Origin of the sequence: Calidifontimicrobium sp. SYSU G02091 (assembly GCF_022631395.1) — a bacterium.
GTDB lineage: Bacteria > Pseudomonadota > Gammaproteobacteria > Burkholderiales > Burkholderiaceae_C > Calidifontimicrobium > Calidifontimicrobium sediminis.
This window is the reverse complement of record NZ_JALBGB010000015.1, coordinates 35,571-50,655: the sequence shown is the minus strand read 5'-3', so window position 1 is coordinate 50,655 and position 15,085 is coordinate 35,571. Positions and strand designations below refer to the sequence as shown.

General features: G+C 62.4%; 19 protein-coding genes. 4 read left to right on the top strand and 15 right to left on the bottom strand.

Translation table 11 applies throughout. The features are described 5' to 3' along the window. Window positions 1–45: 45 nt before the first annotated feature. The 15 genes from MOJ79_RS10830 to MOJ79_RS10760 form a co-directional block, all read right to left on the bottom strand. A complete protein-coding gene (locus tag MOJ79_RS10830) occupies window positions 46–468 on the bottom strand; it encodes a DUF6362 family protein (protein ID WP_019560056.1) in 423 nt (140 codons plus the stop codon). 1 nt (window position 469) lies between these two features. Beyond that, on the bottom strand, window positions 470–946 hold the full coding sequence (locus tag MOJ79_RS10825) for a crossover junction endodeoxyribonuclease RuvC (RefSeq protein ID WP_019560057.1): 477 nt from the start codon (window positions 944–946) through the stop codon (window positions 470–472). Between the two features lie 139 nt (window positions 947–1,085). Further along, window positions 1,086–3,377 (bottom strand): phage/plasmid primase, P4 family, encoded by a 2,292-nt coding sequence (locus tag MOJ79_RS10820; RefSeq protein WP_241924173.1) that lies wholly within the window; start codon window positions 3,375–3,377, stop codon window positions 1,086–1,088. After that, window positions 3,370–3,966: a sigma-70 family RNA polymerase sigma factor gene (locus MOJ79_RS18965; RefSeq protein ID WP_019560059.1), complete on the bottom strand. Its 597-nt coding sequence runs from the start codon at window positions 3,964–3,966 to the stop codon at window positions 3,370–3,372. The genes MOJ79_RS10820 and MOJ79_RS18965 overlap by 8 nt, the downstream gene beginning before the upstream one ends. Before the next feature lie 201 nt (window positions 3,967–4,167). After that, window positions 4,168–4,902: a PD-(D/E)XK nuclease family protein gene (locus MOJ79_RS10810; protein ID WP_019560060.1), complete on the bottom strand. Its 735-nt coding sequence runs from the start codon at window positions 4,900–4,902 to the stop codon at window positions 4,168–4,170. Further along, window positions 4,899–5,399 carry a DUF6511 domain-containing protein gene (locus tag MOJ79_RS10805; protein ID WP_019560061.1) on the bottom strand — a complete coding sequence of 167 codons (501 nt, stop codon included), beginning with the start codon at window positions 5,397–5,399 and terminating at the stop codon, window positions 4,899–4,901. The genes MOJ79_RS10810 and MOJ79_RS10805 overlap by 4 nt, the downstream gene beginning before the upstream one ends. Further along, window positions 5,396–6,253, bottom strand: coding sequence for a P63C domain-containing protein (locus tag MOJ79_RS10800; RefSeq protein ID WP_026330034.1), 858 nt, complete (start codon window positions 6,251–6,253; stop codon window positions 5,396–5,398). The genes MOJ79_RS10805 and MOJ79_RS10800 overlap by 4 nt, the downstream gene beginning before the upstream one ends. An 11-nt stretch (window positions 6,254–6,264) precedes the next feature. Next, complete coding sequence (locus tag MOJ79_RS10795) at window positions 6,265–6,891, bottom strand: hypothetical protein (RefSeq protein ID WP_241924172.1); 627 nt, start codon at window positions 6,889–6,891, stop codon at window positions 6,265–6,267. 5 nt (window positions 6,892–6,896) lie between these two features. Then, complete coding sequence (locus tag MOJ79_RS10790) at window positions 6,897–7,739, bottom strand: ATP-binding protein (RefSeq protein ID WP_241924171.1); 843 nt, start codon at window positions 7,737–7,739, stop codon at window positions 6,897–6,899. Then, entirely contained in the window at window positions 7,736–8,218 is a 483-nt protein-coding gene (locus tag MOJ79_RS10785; protein WP_241924170.1) for a hypothetical protein, read from the bottom strand. The genes MOJ79_RS10790 and MOJ79_RS10785 overlap by 4 nt, the downstream gene beginning before the upstream one ends. Then, on the bottom strand, window positions 8,215–8,541 hold the full coding sequence (locus tag MOJ79_RS10780) for a helix-turn-helix transcriptional regulator (RefSeq protein ID WP_241924169.1): 327 nt from the start codon (window positions 8,539–8,541) through the stop codon (window positions 8,215–8,217). Before MOJ79_RS10780 ends, MOJ79_RS10785 begins: the two co-directional genes overlap by 4 nt. 159 nt (window positions 8,542–8,700) lie before the next feature. Beyond that, complete coding sequence (locus tag MOJ79_RS10775) at window positions 8,701–9,177, bottom strand: hypothetical protein (RefSeq protein WP_241924168.1); 477 nt, start codon at window positions 9,175–9,177, stop codon at window positions 8,701–8,703. Beyond that, window positions 9,174–10,541 carry a recombinase family protein gene (locus tag MOJ79_RS10770; RefSeq protein WP_241924167.1) on the bottom strand — a complete coding sequence of 456 codons (1,368 nt, stop codon included), beginning with the start codon at window positions 10,539–10,541 and terminating at the stop codon, window positions 9,174–9,176. Before MOJ79_RS10770 ends, MOJ79_RS10775 begins: the two co-directional genes overlap by 4 nt. Continuing rightward, window positions 10,538–10,999, bottom strand: a complete 462-nt coding sequence (locus MOJ79_RS10765; RefSeq protein WP_026330036.1) for a DUF2924 domain-containing protein — start codon at window positions 10,997–10,999, stop codon at window positions 10,538–10,540. Before MOJ79_RS10765 ends, MOJ79_RS10770 begins: the two co-directional genes overlap by 4 nt. Further along, the gene (locus MOJ79_RS10760; RefSeq protein WP_146126055.1) at window positions 10,996–11,184 is read right to left on the bottom strand and encodes a hypothetical protein; all 189 of its coding nucleotides are present in this window, start codon (window positions 11,182–11,184) and stop codon (window positions 10,996–10,998) included. The genes MOJ79_RS10765 and MOJ79_RS10760 overlap by 4 nt, the downstream gene beginning before the upstream one ends. A 124-nt stretch (window positions 11,185–11,308) precedes the next feature. Here MOJ79_RS10760 and MOJ79_RS10755 point away from each other — a divergent pair, with 124 nt between their 5' ends. The 4 genes from MOJ79_RS10755 to MOJ79_RS10740 all read left to right on the top strand — a co-directional run bounded on the left by MOJ79_RS10755 (window position 11,309) and on the right by MOJ79_RS10740 (window position 15,057). Further along, window positions 11,309–11,806 (top strand): thermonuclease family protein, encoded by a 498-nt coding sequence (locus MOJ79_RS10755; protein ID WP_241924166.1) that lies wholly within the window; start codon window positions 11,309–11,311, stop codon window positions 11,804–11,806. A gap of 89 nt (window positions 11,807–11,895) precedes the next feature. Further along, complete coding sequence (locus MOJ79_RS10750) at window positions 11,896–12,129, top strand: LexA family protein (protein WP_241924165.1); 234 nt, start codon at window positions 11,896–11,898, stop codon at window positions 12,127–12,129. 35 nt (window positions 12,130–12,164) lie between these two features. Beyond that, on the top strand, window positions 12,165–12,953 hold the full coding sequence (locus MOJ79_RS10745; RefSeq protein ID WP_241924164.1) for a hypothetical protein: 789 nt from the start codon (window positions 12,165–12,167) through the stop codon (window positions 12,951–12,953). Then, complete coding sequence (locus tag MOJ79_RS10740; protein WP_241924163.1) at window positions 12,943–15,057, top strand: 7-cyano-7-deazaguanine synthase; 2,115 nt, start codon at window positions 12,943–12,945, stop codon at window positions 15,055–15,057. The genes MOJ79_RS10745 and MOJ79_RS10740 overlap by 11 nt, the downstream gene beginning before the upstream one ends. Window positions 15,058–15,085 lie beyond the last annotated feature (28 nt).

The following is a 15,085-nucleotide window of genomic DNA, read 5'->3' as shown; positions in this document are numbered from 1 at the left end:
AGGGGCAAAAGTCGCTGCTGGTTGCCAATGGCAGCGCATGACAGCCTATCCACGCCCATTCGCGTTCAAACACGATCCCTTGACGATGTGGCGGTTGAGATGGTCGGCTACTGTCTGCAAGGCCTTCTGCCACCGCCGCCATGCAGTCGTCCTGTCGCAGGCAAAGCGGATTGTGATGTCGCGCCAGCCGTAGCGCTTGGCCCGCATCCAAACCAGGTGGCGCTGCTCGACTTCCAGCCACTGCACCCAGCGCATCGTCTCCAGCATCCGGTCGATGGCCTCGGGGCTCGGTGGGTACGCGCGGTAGACCTTCTCGTCGGCTGCGAATGCCTCCCACTCTTGGCGGACGAAGGCCGGCCAAGTGTTGAAATAGCCTTGTACCCGCACCGGGGGCAGGCGTCGCCCAGTGCTGGCGGCCTCTTCGAAGCGGGCTGCCACGTCCTCAATCGTCCAGTGGTTGCGGGCCACATCACACCTCCTGACCAACGTCGTGGTGATGGACAGCCCAGGACAGCAGGGCCAGCGCGTCGGCTTCGTTGTCGTTGGCCGGGGCATGACCGCGAGCACGGGCGGACGCCACCATCTCGTCCTTGTTCGCGTTGCCCTTGCCGGTGGCGTGCTTCTTGATCGTGCCCACCGGGACGCCTTGGTACGGGATCTGGTGGTGCTCGCACCATGCGGTGAGGTGAGCCATGAACCCGCCGTAGGTGTGTGCCGCATCAACCCCGGCATGACGACGGACCTCCTCGAAGTACACGGCGTCGATACCGTCACAGGATTGCTTGATCTCGGTGAGCCAGCGTTTGAAGCGCAGAAAGCGCATGCCGCCGCCCTCGAAACGTTGTGGCCGGAAACTTTCCGATCCGCTGGTGATGTGGCCGTCGCTGCCGCGCAGCGCCCAGCCGGTGGTGGTGCCCAGATCGAGGGCAAGGATGGTCGTGGTCATAAGGTCAGTCCCGGTTTCTTGCCGATCTGACGCAACTGGCGCAGTCGCACATAACTTCTCTACACGTGCGTGCGCGCGCGTGTAGAGCGATTTAGTGCAAATGTGTCGGTTGTGTCAGGCGGCATGGTTTTCAGAGGAGTCATTCGTCCGCATAGGGCGTATAGGCAGGCATCGGCGGATGCTTGAGGCCAATGCCCCGGAATCCGCGCACGCCCATGCCGTTGCGCCACTTCTCGATTCCGCGGGTGATCAGCAGATCGGAGAAACGTCGCTGCGAGCCAATGAACTCGCCCGATGCCTCGGCCCACTGCTTCCAATCCGTGAACAGCTCTGCGGTCAGTGACTTGGCGTTGACCTCCCGCACACAGCGCTCGTCGATCCAGCGGCCCAGCGCGTCCTCGGACTCGAAATACTCCTCGGTCGCGGCTTGCACGCTGGCGGGCGGCTTCAATCCCTCGCGCTGCCAGGCAAGGCATCCGGCCACGGCCCATGCGAGGATGCCGTCCCGTTCGGCCAGCAGCTTTTCCGTCAAGCGCGGATCGCGCCGATCCGGCGGGATCGTCACCGTGAACGGAATCATGTGCAGCCGCCTGCGCATTGCCTCATCGATGTTGCGAATGGCGGGCTTGTGGTTGCCCACGATCACGGGCTTGAATTGCGGCGTGTATTCGAAGAAGTCCTTGTGCATGAAGCGCGCGGAGATCTTGTCGCCGCCGGTGATGGCCTTGACCTTGGATTCGTTCAGGCGTCGGCCTTGCTCGGTCTCGATGGCGGTCACGAAGCGCGCGCCACGTAGGCCTGCCAGATCGGTCGGATGGCGGTCTCCACGGGTTTCGACGAAAGTCTCCATCGATGCCGTGGCGGCGTAATTGCCGAGGATGGTGCTGATGACGTTGGCGAACACACTCTTGCCATTGGCTCCCGTGCCGTACAGGAAGAACAGCGCGTGGGCGCTGGTCACGCCGGTCAGGCAATAGCCGACCATGCGCTGCAAATACGACTGCAGATCAACATCGCCGCCCGTGATGTCGGACAGGAATGCCATCCACTGCGAACATTCGCCGTCCGGGGTGGCCGTGGTGATCTTGGTCATCCGGTCAGAGCGCTCATTTGGCCGCTTGCGTCCGGTCTTGAGATCGACCACGCCACCGGGCGTATTGAGCAGCCACGGATCGGCATCCCACTCGTCGGTGGTGGCCGCATGCCTGCGGTCGGCACGCGCCAGTCGCTCGACGCCGCCAACCGTACTGGCGCTGGCCAACTTGGCCGCGACCTTGGGGTTTTCAGCGCGCACGGCGGTCTGGCGGCAGACACTGCGGATCAGATCGGTGGCGGCCAGCGTGTCCTCGGTGCGCCAACGTTGGCCATCCCACACCAGCCAACGACCCCACGCCGCGACATAGCGCCAATCCCGGTGGTAGCGGCGGGTGAAGGCCAGCGCCAGCGCATCCTCCGTACCCCATACGGACTCATCGCTGCCGACCACCGGTTCGTCGACATCGGCCACGTCGTGCATCTGCAGACGCGGGCCGTGGGTGAGGAAGGTGGCGACGTCGAAGCTTTCGGCGATGGCGTCCGCCGCGTCCCAGCCCTCGGCGGCATCCTCGGGCGGGTAGAGGATGTGGCAGGACTTGGCACCGGCGGCCAGGATGGCCTGGGCCGCCTGCACGGCGTACTCCCAGCCCGGCTTGTCGCGGTCGGGCCAGATCAGCACAGCCTTGTCTTTGAGCGGCGACCAGTCGGTCTTGTCGACCGGGGCATTCGCCCCGTGCATCGCGGTGGTGGCCACGATGCCGACGTCGATCAGCGCCTGCGCGCATTTCTCGCCTTCGACCAGCACCACCTGTGCGGCGCTGATCATCCCCGGCTGGTTGTACAGCGGGCGCGGCTCGGGCGGCGTCATCTTGCGCCGCTTGGCGTCCCAGGGCCGGAACTCCTTCTTGCGTCCCGGTGGGTCGTAGCGGTAGACGACGGCGATGAGACGGCCCGCCTCATCGAGGTAATCCCACTTGGCGGTGGCTGGGCCGAGTTCGTCCACCGGCGCATCCTTCTTGCGGGATCGGCGTACTGGCATCTCGCGGGCGCGACCGAGCAGATCAGCAGCCGCACCCAGAACAAGACTGAACTCGGTATGGATATTGAGGCCAGAATGCCCGGCGATTAGCGAAAAGATGTCGCCGCCATCGCCCGTCGCGCGATCCGTCCACAGTCCGGCCTTCTCGCCATCGAGCACCACCTCGAGGCTATCGCCAGGACTGCCCAGCACATCACCGATCAGGAATTTGCCACGGCGCTTCTTACCCGCCGGGAACAAGGTGGTCAGAACGGATTCAAGACGCGCGAGCAGTTCGGCACGCAGTTCTTCGCGTTTGCTGTCATCAAGGATGCGCGTGGGCTCGACTGGTTTTGGGGTGTCATTGAAGTCAAGCATCGGCAGCACCTCCGATCACATCGGCGACACCGGCCAGCTCCTGCGGGATGCGAGATTCGTGACGCAACTTGCGCAGTGCCTTCCCCTCGATCTGGCGGACGCGCTCGCGCGTGACCTTCATCTTCTCGGCGATCTCGTCGAGCGACGCTCCGGCAAAGAAGCGCTCGCGGATCACGTCCGCCTCACGCGGCGTTAGCGAATCGATGGCATCCTGAATGATGCGGCCTGCCTGCGCGTGGCTGGCCAGCCGCAGCGGGTCGGCAGACGCCGTTCCACAGGTCAGGGCTTGCACGCTGTCTGCATCCAGATCGATGCTGGAATGGTTCTTTTCCAGCGGCTGGAGCTGTGCATCCGACCACAGATCGGAGGGAGATGCATTCAGGAAGTCGCACAAAGCCCATGCGCACTCCCGCAACAGCCCATCCGGTGTCAGCGGAGAGCGCGTGAGATTGAGGTAGGGCAGCAGTGCGCCGTAGTAGCTGATGCCAACGGCAGCGGCGAACCGCGCGCCTGGTCGGTAGCCTGCCTGCTCGATGGCGCGCAATAGACGGGCATTGCGTACGGAGATGCGCACACGGTAGTCAGTCATGGGCTCCTCCTTCTGCCGCTGCCCACGCGGTGAGCTCTGACATTCGGAACCGAACCATCTGGCCGATCCGATAGTGCGGAATGCGCTTGGAGGCGCGGCACCGTGGCTTGGTGAAGTAGTACGTGGGCAGATTGAGCAAACGGGCGGCTTGCCGTGTCCCTACCATCGGTTCCGCCTCTGGTGCGTGTGATTCGATATGGTTCATTGCGTCCTCCAGCACCGGTCCTGCCAGGGGCACATCCGGCATTCGAAGTGGGTCGGATCGACAAAGGCGCGCGGCAGCAATTCGCCTGTTTCAGTCGCGGTGATGACTTTCACCGCCCGGTCGGACATGCGCTGCGCAAGCCCAGCGTCGAACGGCACCCGCTCGGCGTAGATCTCCATCGTGTCGGCATTGAGCGCCGTGAAGATCGCCGGATGCTCGTGCAGTTCGAGATAGGCTTGGTAAATCGCCACTTGCGCGGCATAGATGGGCTTGGCGATGGCCAAGCCCTTTTTCTCCAGCTCGCGCCAGGACTTGTTGCTTAAGGCTTTGCACTCCCAGAGCGCTGGATAGGCAAAGCCCTCGGGGCCAGCGACGATGACGCCGTCGATGTGGCCCTGCAGTCGGCCATCGGCCACCGAGAAGCCGAACTGCTCGCCGTCCGCCTTGCGCGTGCGCAGGTCGAAGCCTGCGCCCCGCAGCCACGCGACCATGCAGTCCTCCATGACGTGGCCACGTTCGAAGATGCGCAGCATCCGGCCATCGGACTCGCGGCCCTGGTCGACGGGTGCTTGCGCGTACTCGAACTGCAGCGCGCGCTCACAGGCCACCCCGAGGCGCGAGGCCCCGAGGTACTGGCGCTCAGACTGGCGGGCGCGGGCCAACTGCAACCCGGCGTCGACCAGGGCGGTGACCTGGCCCGCGATACTCGATGAGGAATTGAAGTCGATCATGGCTTCTTCCCCTTCGGTTCATCCCAAGGCAGGTCGTCCTCCAGATCCGCGAAGGGATTGGCGGCATCAGGTGACAACGGATCAGGCGTGGGCGGCAAGCCCCGCACGGGCGGAAACTTGGTTTCCTCGTGGTGCGCGACCATTGCGTCCGACCAGCAAGTGACGATGGCGTCGATTACCCGCAGAGCTTCGGCTTCGGAGTAGTCGCCCAGCGGCTTGGTGAAGCCGATCTCGCTCGCTGCCTCGCCGAAGGCCTTGAGGCAATGACGCATTGCGGCCAGTTCGACATCAGACGGATCAATCATGGCGACCTCCGTCTTGTCGATGCGACCTTCCTTGGCCCGCTGCCAGTTGCCGTACAGCGCGTGAAATGCGTCCTGGCAGCGACGCGAGCAGAACACCCAGTCGATGGGATAGCGCCGGGGATCGCCCACACTGTGGCGGTTGTCGGTGTGGCCGTAGCCCCGGGCCTGTCGTTTGCAGACCCAGCATTTCATGCCCCCTCCTCGAGTTCATCGAGCAGCAGGCCCAACTGCAGGGCAGCGCCAGCAAAGGCGGCCTCGCAGCGGCGCTTGAAGTCGGGATAGCTCATCGAGCTGCGCGCAATCGCCGTGACCGCGTGAATCTGCGATTCCAAATGCGCGAGTCCCTGATCGGACAGCCACTGGTGATGCTTCTGCGAGATGCCCTTGCGATTGCGGATCTCATCCAGCAGCTCCTCTGGCAGCACCGGCCCGTAGACCCAGCGCAGCGTGATCTGGCCAACGACGTGCGGTGGGTTCTGGTCGTGGCCCTGGTACTTCCAGCCGAACAACCGATAGATGGCGCGGTAGTAGTCCGGGTGGAAGCGGCGCTCCCACGATGCGCAGGACTGGCGCAGCAACTTGGAGATCAGCTCCTGCAGCGCGTCCGGCGCACGGTGGTGCTGGTAGCCCGTGGCCTCGTCGATGAGAGCGACTTCGCCGGTGGTGGCCAGCGCCGAGAGAATCTTTCGGCAGTTGGGGATGATGTGCTGCCGCTTGGCATGCAAACGCCCCTGCAGCGCCGCGTCGATGATGCCCAGCGCCACATCGCTCAGGATGCCCGCCGGGAAGAACGTGCCGATCTGGCCGGACGGCAGGCGCACCTTTGCGTACCCTTTTTTTTCGAATACTGACAATGAGTTAGCGGAAAATTCGCGGATCAAAGCGCCGATTTGCGTACCCGGACTTTTGTCCCGCAGACCCAAGGCACGCGCCAGTTGGCGCTGGACATAGCCGCGCTCGCCGGTGGTGAGCACGACCGCCTCGCAGTCGAGATCTCCGAAATGCACGACGCCGTAGTGGCTGGCAGTGAGCATGGATGCGTTCATGACGGCCTCCCTCACTGTGCCCAGGACGGTTTGCCCGTCACGGGTGCGCGTTGCGTAGCCGAGGTCTGATACGCGGGTGCTGCCTGCGCCGGAGCGCCCGAGGTGCCGCCGCCGGTCTTGGCCTTGGGCGGCACGCCCATGAGCTTGGCGTACTCGGGGTGGTCGGGTTCGACCGCGAGCTTGACCACGTTGCGGTCCTGGCCCTTGGCGTCCTTCTCGATGTCCATGCGGGCCAGAAACTCGATGCCGTCCAGTTCATGGAAGCCCTGGATGCGCCGCGCGGCGGCGGCCTGCGGACTCATGTCCTGCGGGTGGACGTTGCGCGCGCTGTTGAGCACGGCGCGGATGAAGCTGCGGCCCATCTGGCCCCAGGTCGGGCCCTTCTTGGAGTGCAGGCCGATGTTCGACCACATCTTGCGCTTGGCGTAGTCGCCTGCCGTGACCACGAACTCGGCGGCGAGGTAGATCGAGCCGGTCTCGAAGGATTCGGTGGCGTAGCCGCCCGTCCATCCCTGCGACGGGTCGTCATAACCGCCTGGCTTGAGAGTCATGCGCACCGGCACCAGCGTGCCCTTGGGAATGAGGTCGAAGCCCTGTTGCTGTTCCGCATCGTTGAAGTCGTTCCAGTTGGTGGTCATGGCGATTACTCCTGAGATTCGATAGGGGTGGCGGCGCGTGCAGGCGTGGCGGTTGCGCCCGCGCACTTGGCGATCAGCGCGCCGAGATGCGGCGGCTCCAGCAGGTCGAGGCGACCACTGCGGTCTTTGGCCGGAAAGCCGTAGGGGTTGACGGTGTGGGTGACGAACGCGCGGTAGGCGCTACCGTCCTCGGCCTTGATCTCGGCCAGCGTCACGACCTCATCGACGATGCCGGGCAGTTCGAGGGCGGTCTTGCTGCCCTCGATCTGGGGCACGAACACCTTGCGGTTGTAGTCATCGAGGCGTTCGTCGAGGATGGCCACGAACACCACGTTCTTGCCGCGTGCGTGCTGAAGGTGGGTCAGCGCGGCGATCATTTCCTGACCAAGCAGGCCATAGGCTGCGCGCAGGTCTGTCTTGCCGGTGCGGTCGCTGACGGAGCCCGGCTGCGTCTTGCACCACGCGAAGCACTGACGCGAGAGCTGCGTGATCGAGTCGAGGAAGAAGGTCTGGTAGCGGTCGAGTTGCGCCGGGTCGCCAAACTTCTCGACGACGTGGTCGTAGTGCGCCTGCGAGAACGCGGCCTCCGGCGGCAGCGACTTGTCGGGACCCGCGAGGAACACGAAGAAGTCGCGGCTCTCCGGCCACGATGCCGGGCGGATGGTGTCGCCCGGCCAGTCAGCCACGGCAAGATCGCCCGCCTCGATGTCGAGGAACAGCGTGGTGGTCGGGTCGAGGTCCTTGAGCCGGGTGGTCTTGCCAATGCCGGACTTGCCCAGCATCAGCAGCTTCACGCCCTTGCGCTCGGCCATCCGCTCGATAGCGGACACGATGGGGAGCTTTTTCATGCGGCCTCCCCATCGAGCGTCAGGGTGATGACCGGCTTGCCTTCCTCGACCGTGCGGGCAGCCGCGAACTGCTGCTGCAAGGCCTGCGGCCAGTTGCTGTAGCGGGTCTCGGACACCGAAAGCTTGATGTCGATGTAGTCCTCGACCTTGTCGCCCGCAGCGACGATGCGCTCGGCCATCTCCTTGAGGATGATCTGGTTCCAGGTCACCCTTTTGGGGAGTTCGTACTTGATGTGCAGCGCCCCGTCGCGAATGTGGGCGGTGCCGAAATCGCGGCCAGATGCGCGCAGGGCCGCTCGAGCCTGCTCGCCGTACCGCTGGAGCTTGGCGGCATCCAGCTTGGCGCGCAGGTTCTTGAGGTAAGCGACGGCCTCATCGACATTTCGTTCGGCTGCGACGAAGTCGCTGATCGGTAGCGCTGCCAACTGGGGCGTGCTCATGGCCGCGAGGTCGGCTGGGTAGAGGGTCAGTTCTTTCATGACTGACCTCCCTTCACCGGCACACGTTCGGACGTCGAGGCGTAGACGTGGCGTTTCTCGTAATCGAGCACCCCGTTCTCGCCATCGAGGGGGTAGGCCACCTTCTTCGAGAACTTGACGAAAAAGGGGCCCTTTCCCATCCCGCGCCACCTGGTGAGGGTCTTGGGGGACATGCCCCAACGATTGGCGAGCTCGACCTCGCTCAGGAATCGGCGCTGGGACAGCGCCGTGCTTTCAGGGGTGGGCGTCGAACTGAAGCCGACGCCGGAATTGAGGGCCGGTGTTCCACCGGAGCCCCCAGCCAATGCCATGGAATAGGCCATTGCCGTGCTCCTTCCCGCTCAGGGATTCGGGCGCGACCGGTGGCCAGTCCTGTACTGGCCGTTGATGACCGATGCACGCCTTCATCGGGGAAGGCGCTACATCCGGCGTAGCAACAGCTACATTTGGCGTAGCGGAAAATTTTTTTGCTGGACCCTCTGCTACCCGAGGGACGCGATCAGACGGCGTTGCTCATTCCAGTCCAGGGGCACCTTGGCCCGCAGCAGGGCCTCCAAGGACACCGCCCGGGGCAGGCGTCCTTCGTATGCAGCCTGGACAATGTCAGGGGCGAGAAGCGCCAGCCGCAGCAGATCGTTGACCGTGGAACGGTGGATGCACTCCCGCTCGGCAATTTCGGCGCTGCTGGCCACCGTTCCGTTGTCGATCAACTGCTGCCAGTAGATACCGCGTCCCAGCGCCTTGAGCAGTGGGCGATCCTGTTCGGGGGTCAGTACCGGGGTACTGGTGATGGCAATTGGCTGGGTGACGCCTTCCGGGGCAACGATTACCTTTTTGATACCGCGCTTCTTGAAATGGAAGGGCACGAAAGTCGTGATCCGGACACCTCCCCCCTCCAGCGGATGGCGGCGCTCGTGGGGTATGCCATCGCCGATCAGCTTCTTGGACGTGCGGTTCATGGGGTCATCTCCATTTCCAGCAGTTCGCCGCCGATGCTGTCCGCCTGCAACTCACCGGCCAGTTCCCGCCATCCCGACTCGCGCCAGACGATATCGACGCCATCGGAGAGAAGCTGGACGCGCTCGATCAGCAGATTGACCAGCCGCACCTGCTCAGCGGGGAACAAGGCTTTCCAGACCTCTCCGAGACGGCGCATGGCCAGCAAGGTCGTGGGCTCATCGATCTCCGGGTACTTGCTGCGCACCGCGTTCCAGACTCCCTGGATGCTTTCTGGCGACTGGAGCGCCCCCACAATCAGGTTCACCACCACCTCCTCGATTTGGTCGGCCGGGATCATCCCGGTGGCGCTGCTGCGGTAGCCGTAACGGCTGTCTGCCTTGGGGATGTAGTAGCGGTACTTCTTGCCGGATGGCTTCTTGCTGTAAGTGATGTGGTATTTGCCGCCATCAGGGCCGAACATCAGGCCACGCAACAAGGCATCGGTCTTGTGCCGGGTCTGGGTCTTGCCCATGCGCTGATGGGCATCTTCGGCAAGGATGGCCTGCACTCGGTCCCACAGCTGGCGCGTGATGATGGGCTCGTGTTGCCCGGCAAACACCGCTCCCTTGTGGCGAATTTCGCCGACGTAGATCGGGTTGCGCAGTACCTTGGAGATGTACTTCTTGTCCATTGGCGTGCCGTTACGCACGCAGCCATCCTTCAGGCGGTTGGGCTTGGTGGTGATTCCCTCCAAGGCCATTTCGCGGACGATGTCTGTGATGGAGCGTGTCTCGGTAAATCGCATGAAGATTCGCCGGATGACCTCCGCATCTTTTTCCACAACAACGAGCTTGCGGTCTCTGACCTCGTAGCCCAGCGGCGTGTATCCCCCCATCCATAGACCCTTGCGCTTGCTGGCGGCGATCTTGTCGCGGATGCGCTCGCCGGTGACCTCGCGCTCGAACTGGGCGAAAGACAGCAAGATGTTCAGCATCAGCCGCCCCATCGACGTGGTGGTGTTGAATTGCTGTGTCACCGACACGAACGACACCTTGTGGCGCTCGAAGAGCTCCACCAGCTTGGCGAAGTCGGCCAGGCTGCGTGTCAAGCGGTCGATCTTGTAGACGACCACAATGTCGATCTGGTCGGCCATGATGTCGGCCATCAGCCGTTTCAATGCCGGGCGTTCCATGTTGCCGCCTGAGTAGCCGCCGTCGTCGTAGTCATCGGCGACCGGCAACCAGCCCTCGGCACGCTGGCTCACGATGTAGGCATGGCCTGCTTCGCGCTGGGCATCAAGAGAGTTGAAGGATTGATCCAGGCGCTCGTCGGTGGAGACACGGGTGTAGACGGCGCAGCGCTTTTTGGTCACAACGCTATTCATTTCCCGCCTCCTCGCCGCTTGTTCTTGATAAGCCCAAAAAACAGGGGGCCCGACCACTGGGTGCCGGTGATGTGGCGGGCAACGGCTGACAGGCTTTTGAACCGGCGGCCTTCGTATTCGAAAGATCCGTCTGCCAGCGCGGTGACGCGATGTTCGCGGCTGTCAAACTCCCGCACCAACACAGTGCCGGGGATGACCTGAACTTCGACGCCGCGCTGCGTCTTGATCTTGGATTGGGCTTCGCCAATCCGCGCCATTTGTTTTTGGACAAGTAGCGTAGTGCACAGCGCTTCCTCTTGAATTTTGTAGGCGACGCGGCCTTCGACATAAGCCCGGTTATGGTGCGGCGGTCGCTGCGGGAAATACTTGTCCCAGATAGCCCACAGAGCTTTCATGGGCAGCTTCGGCAGATTAGCGATTTGCGCCGCCAGCGAGAGGGGTGTTGCGGGTGCGTTCATTTCAAAACTCCTTTTGTAGAGGGGTTCGTATGAACGCGCTCGGGTGCCGAGAAGCCAAGAGGAATGTCGCCATCTTTGGGGCGCGTGGAATGCAAGCGCGCGATGGCGGTTGCGATGATTTCCGCGGCCTCGCGCGCCCGTTGGCGAGGGGACATCAATTCAGGGAGTGTTTGTTCGACGGTCATTTCGGTAGCCAGTAAAGTTGTCAGACCGTTACGAAGAATATGCACACAGGGCGGTCGGGGTATCCCGTTTCAGCGTGCATCAGATAGGGAGAGCGAGATTTCGAGGAGATTTTTCTGGGCGACGTTGATCGCCCTGGCTGCGTGGAGTGCCAGCGCGGAGACCATCACGGGCAGAGTGGTTGGCGTGGCCGACGGGGACACGGTCACCGTGCTTGATGCTGATAGGACGCAGCACAAGATCAGGGTGGCTGGGATCAATGCGCCGGAGAAGAATCAGGCGTTCGGGCAGAGATCCAAGGCGTCAATGTCCGACCTCGTATTCGGCAAAGACGTCGTCGTGAAGAGCAACAAACGCGACCGCTACGGACGCCTGGTTGGCAAGGTACTGGTCGCCGTTCCCTACTGCGCAGTGAGTACGTGTCCGAAGACCCTGGATGCAGGGTTGGCTCAGATCACCGCCGGGATGGCTTGGTGGTACCGCCAGTACGCACGGGAGCAGTCCGCCGAAGACGCCAGCACCTACGAGGTCGCAGAGCAAGCGGCACGGGACCGTCGCGTCGGACTCTGGCGTGATGCCCATCCGGTAGCCCCTTGGGACTGGCGTCGCGCCGCGCGCCCATAGTCCTGGCAAAGATTTTGCGCGTCGGGTCGCCCCATTTGACCTGATGTTTATCAGGTCATATATTCTCGAAATCGGCGAGGAGGAATGCCATGAGCAAGCACAAGACAGAAGGCATCACTGAGCCGCAGACCAGAACGCTGAGGGCGATTTGCCAAATCTTCGACAGCACAGGCCTGCCGCCTACCGTCAAGGAGTTGGCCGACGCGCTGGGCATCAGCCACGCCAGCGCCCATGAACAGATCGCGCAGTTGGTACGCAAAGGGTATTTGAGGAAAGAAGAAAAAAAAGCCCGGAGCATCGTGATCGTGAAACGGCACGAGTGATCGCGATGTACTGATCTCAACAAGGGGAATCCTGAATGGGGCACGTTCGGCTCGGGGTACTGCCAAGGACGAAAGCGTGGAAGGAGGTCGTCGGCCTGATCGCCGCTGGCGCAGACGTGTCCCAAGTTGCCAACGCCACCATCGCCGCCGCAGAAAAGGCGTTCTCGTTCGTGATGGATGACAAGGGGTACACGGAGGCCGTGTGGCTGATGACGCAATTGGCCATTGCCGCCAAAAAGGATGATCTCTACGCCCATCTTCGATCCGTCGGCATTTCCTTGCCTGACGACGCAACACTGCCCGATGTGACGGCGAGTCTCACCGAGGCCTTGGATCGTGCCGTCGACCATTCCCGCAGGCGTTCCGATCTCGCCGAGATCGCCGGACGCGCGCTGGTCGGCGCGGTGGCCGACGCACTTCAGCCTCACTTGAACGGTCTATTCCCGAACGACAAGGACACGATGCGCGCGGCGCTTTCTAGGCTGGGAACGCAAAAGGAATTTGGCGAACTTTCACGCTCGTTCTTCGACCGGCTCGCCAACCAGAGCCTCCAATATTTCCTGTCCAAGACGCTGGCGACCCATGTGGGCGACGGGATGCGCTTTGCGACGATGAACCAGAAGGCGCTTTTCGATCAAGCGCTGGATACTCATACGAGGGAGGCATCGGTGATCGTACGCGAATTTTCGTCCCAATGGTTCTCAAAACACCGCTACGAGGAAGGCGGTGACATTTCAAGAAAATCGTCCGACGGCTTCGCTGGCTTCGCGCTGAAGAAGATGAAGGATGAATTGAAGATGGGGGCGCGCACCGGTGCAAACTAAGAAATTCGTCATTTGCGGAAACGCCTCGGCCAAGGGGATCAGCGACGATCCGAAGAACGATCTTCGCCTTCGGCTCTCCGGCGTGAACGGAGAAGGCAACGTCACGCTGCGTATCGAGGACATCCACAGCAAGATGTTCGGTACGGTGCCGACCAAGTTCCATGACCTGCTGGAAATCGCCACCTACGTCTACAGCGCCGATCAGGTGATTCTGCGGGGTGCAGACGACGTTGACAGCTTCGGCGATGGATGGCGGCGCGACCTGCATTTCGTCGTGCCGGTGCGCAACCCGGATTTCTGGAACGGCGAGGAGGTGAAGAACGCGCTCACCTCGACGTTGGGCTTCCTCTCGGACGACAACTACGCGTTCAGCTTCGTCAAGCTGGAACAGGATCATTCGTTCCAGGACTATCTGGAGTTCAACGACGCACAGACCATGTATGGCAAACCGGAGCAGGTGGTGATGTTTTCCGGTGGTTTGGACTCACTGGCAGGCGCGCTGGACGAAGTGTTGGGCCAGAGGCGGCGTGTGGTGCTGGTTACTCATAAGGCCACGCCTAAGCTCAACACCCGGCACAAGACGCTCCAAGATCTGCTGGCGCAGAAAGCGGGAGACAACGCGCCGCATCAGATCAGCGTGCGCGTTCACAAGAAGAAGCCGCTGAACCGGGAATACACGCAGCGCAGCCGCTCGTTCCTGTTCGTCTCGATTGGCGCGACCATCGCCAAGATGCTCGGCCTGAGCAGCGTGCGCTTCTACGAAAACGGCGTGATCAGCCTGAATTTGCCGGTGTGTGCTCAAGTGGTCGGCGGCCGCGCCACACGGACGACACACCCAAAGGTGATGAAGGGTTTCCAGGACATCATCACAATGGTGGCTGAAGCGCCATTCACGGTCGAGAACCCGTATATCTGGAAGACCAAGGCCGAAGTCGTCGAGCAGATCGTCAAGCTGGGCTGCGCCGACCTCATCAAGCACTCGATGACCTGCACCCACACGTGGGAGATGACGAATCAGCATACCCACTGCGGCCTATGCTCGCAATGCATCGACCGGCGTTTTGCGCTCATCGCTGCCAAGGCCGACCAGTACGATCCGATTGAGCATTACAAGACGGACGTGTTCACCCAGAGCCGGAACAAGGACGACGACAAGATCATGTCCGCATCCTACTTGGAGCGGGCCAACCAAGTGAGCTCGCTGGAGAACGTGGGGCAATTCCTCGCGAAATACGCCGAGGTGAACAGGGTGTTGCGCTACCTCGGTGGCAGCACTGCGCAGGCTGCCCAGCTCGTTTTCGATCTCTACAAGCGGCACGCCAGCGAAGTGAATGCCGCGCTAGACGAGATGGTTCGCCGCCATGCTACAGCGATCCGGGAACGCACCATGCCAGGCGATGCCTTACTTCGCACGGTACATGAGTCCGCATCGGTGATCTCGGTGCCAGCGGTGTCGCCGAAGGAAAAGCAGCCAGATAACTTCTTTCGCAAGCGCGGTGCGGTCTGGGAGACGCGATTCGAGGGCCGCAACACCATCTGTCTGGTTGGAGTCGACAAAGGGGCTGAGTACATAAACATTCTGCTGGCCTTCCCAGACAAGGAGACCTCGGTGTACGAGATTGCCTGCGGCAGCGCAGTCAATGCCATCGACATACCCGACAACGTAGGCGTAGCACCCGAAGAAATTGAAGACGGTTTCCAAGTGACCCAAGGCATACCGTTGGGAGACGCGGGCGACGTCGTGGACAAGAAGGCACTGCGGGAGTGTAGGCAACTGGCCCAGGAACTTTTCAGCGAGATGGAAGAGGCGCGAGAGATTGGCGATCACGCCAGGATCGAGGAGATTGAGAAGGAGATGGCCGCCCTGACCAAGTACATCGAAAGCGGCAAGGGCCTCGGAGGACGGCAACGCAGGACAGGGGACAAGCGCAAGAATGTCCGGGACGCTTTCCGCAACGCGGTTGACCGTACCATCAAGCAGATTGAGAGGTACGACAAGCCGCTGGCTGAGCATCTGAAGGCCAGCATCAAATTCGGCAACGAGGTCGTATACCGGCCAGGGATGCCAATCACCTGGGACGTCCGTCCTATCGTGAACGGGTAGCCCATTTCAGTGCCGGGTCGCCTGCGTG

Excerpts from the sequence above, each read along its gene's own strand:
- MOJ79_RS10825 (WP_019560057.1), bottom strand. The coding sequence starts at position 946 with ATGACCACGACCATCCTTGCCCTCGATCTGGGCACCACCACCGGCTGG.
- MOJ79_RS10820 (WP_241924173.1), bottom strand. The coding sequence starts at position 3,377 with ATGCTTGACTTCAATGACACCCCAAAACCAGTCGAGCCCACGCGCATC.
- MOJ79_RS18965 (WP_019560059.1), bottom strand. The coding sequence starts at position 3,966 with ATGACTGACTACCGTGTGCGCATCTCCGTACGCAATGCCCGTCTATTG.
- MOJ79_RS10810 (WP_019560060.1), bottom strand. The coding sequence starts at position 4,902 with ATGATCGACTTCAATTCCTCATCGAGTATCGCGGGCCAGGTCACCGCC.
- MOJ79_RS10805 (WP_019560061.1), bottom strand. The coding sequence starts at position 5,399 with ATGAAATGCTGGGTCTGCAAACGACAGGCCCGGGGCTACGGCCACACC.
- MOJ79_RS10800 (WP_026330034.1), bottom strand. The coding sequence starts at position 6,253 with ATGAACGCATCCATGCTCACTGCCAGCCACTACGGCGTCGTGCATTTC.
- MOJ79_RS10795 (WP_241924172.1), bottom strand. The coding sequence starts at position 6,891 with ATGACCACCAACTGGAACGACTTCAACGATGCGGAACAGCAACAGGGC.
- MOJ79_RS10790 (WP_241924171.1), bottom strand. The coding sequence starts at position 7,739 with ATGAAAAAGCTCCCCATCGTGTCCGCTATCGAGCGGATGGCCGAGCGC.
- MOJ79_RS10785 (WP_241924170.1), bottom strand. The coding sequence starts at position 8,218 with ATGAAAGAACTGACCCTCTACCCAGCCGACCTCGCGGCCATGAGCACG.
- MOJ79_RS10780 (WP_241924169.1), bottom strand. The coding sequence starts at position 8,541 with ATGGCCTATTCCATGGCATTGGCTGGGGGCTCCGGTGGAACACCGGCC.
- MOJ79_RS10775 (WP_241924168.1), bottom strand. The coding sequence starts at position 9,177 with ATGAACCGCACGTCCAAGAAGCTGATCGGCGATGGCATACCCCACGAG.
- MOJ79_RS10770 (WP_241924167.1), bottom strand. The coding sequence starts at position 10,541 with ATGAATAGCGTTGTGACCAAAAAGCGCTGCGCCGTCTACACCCGTGTC.
- MOJ79_RS10765 (WP_026330036.1), bottom strand. The coding sequence starts at position 10,999 with ATGAACGCACCCGCAACACCCCTCTCGCTGGCGGCGCAAATCGCTAAT.
- MOJ79_RS10760 (WP_146126055.1), bottom strand. The coding sequence starts at position 11,184 with ATGACCGTCGAACAAACACTCCCTGAATTGATGTCCCCTCGCCAACGG.
- MOJ79_RS10750 (WP_241924165.1), top strand. The coding sequence starts at position 11,896 with ATGAGCAAGCACAAGACAGAAGGCATCACTGAGCCGCAGACCAGAACG.
- MOJ79_RS10745 (WP_241924164.1), top strand. The coding sequence starts at position 12,165 with ATGGGGCACGTTCGGCTCGGGGTACTGCCAAGGACGAAAGCGTGGAAG.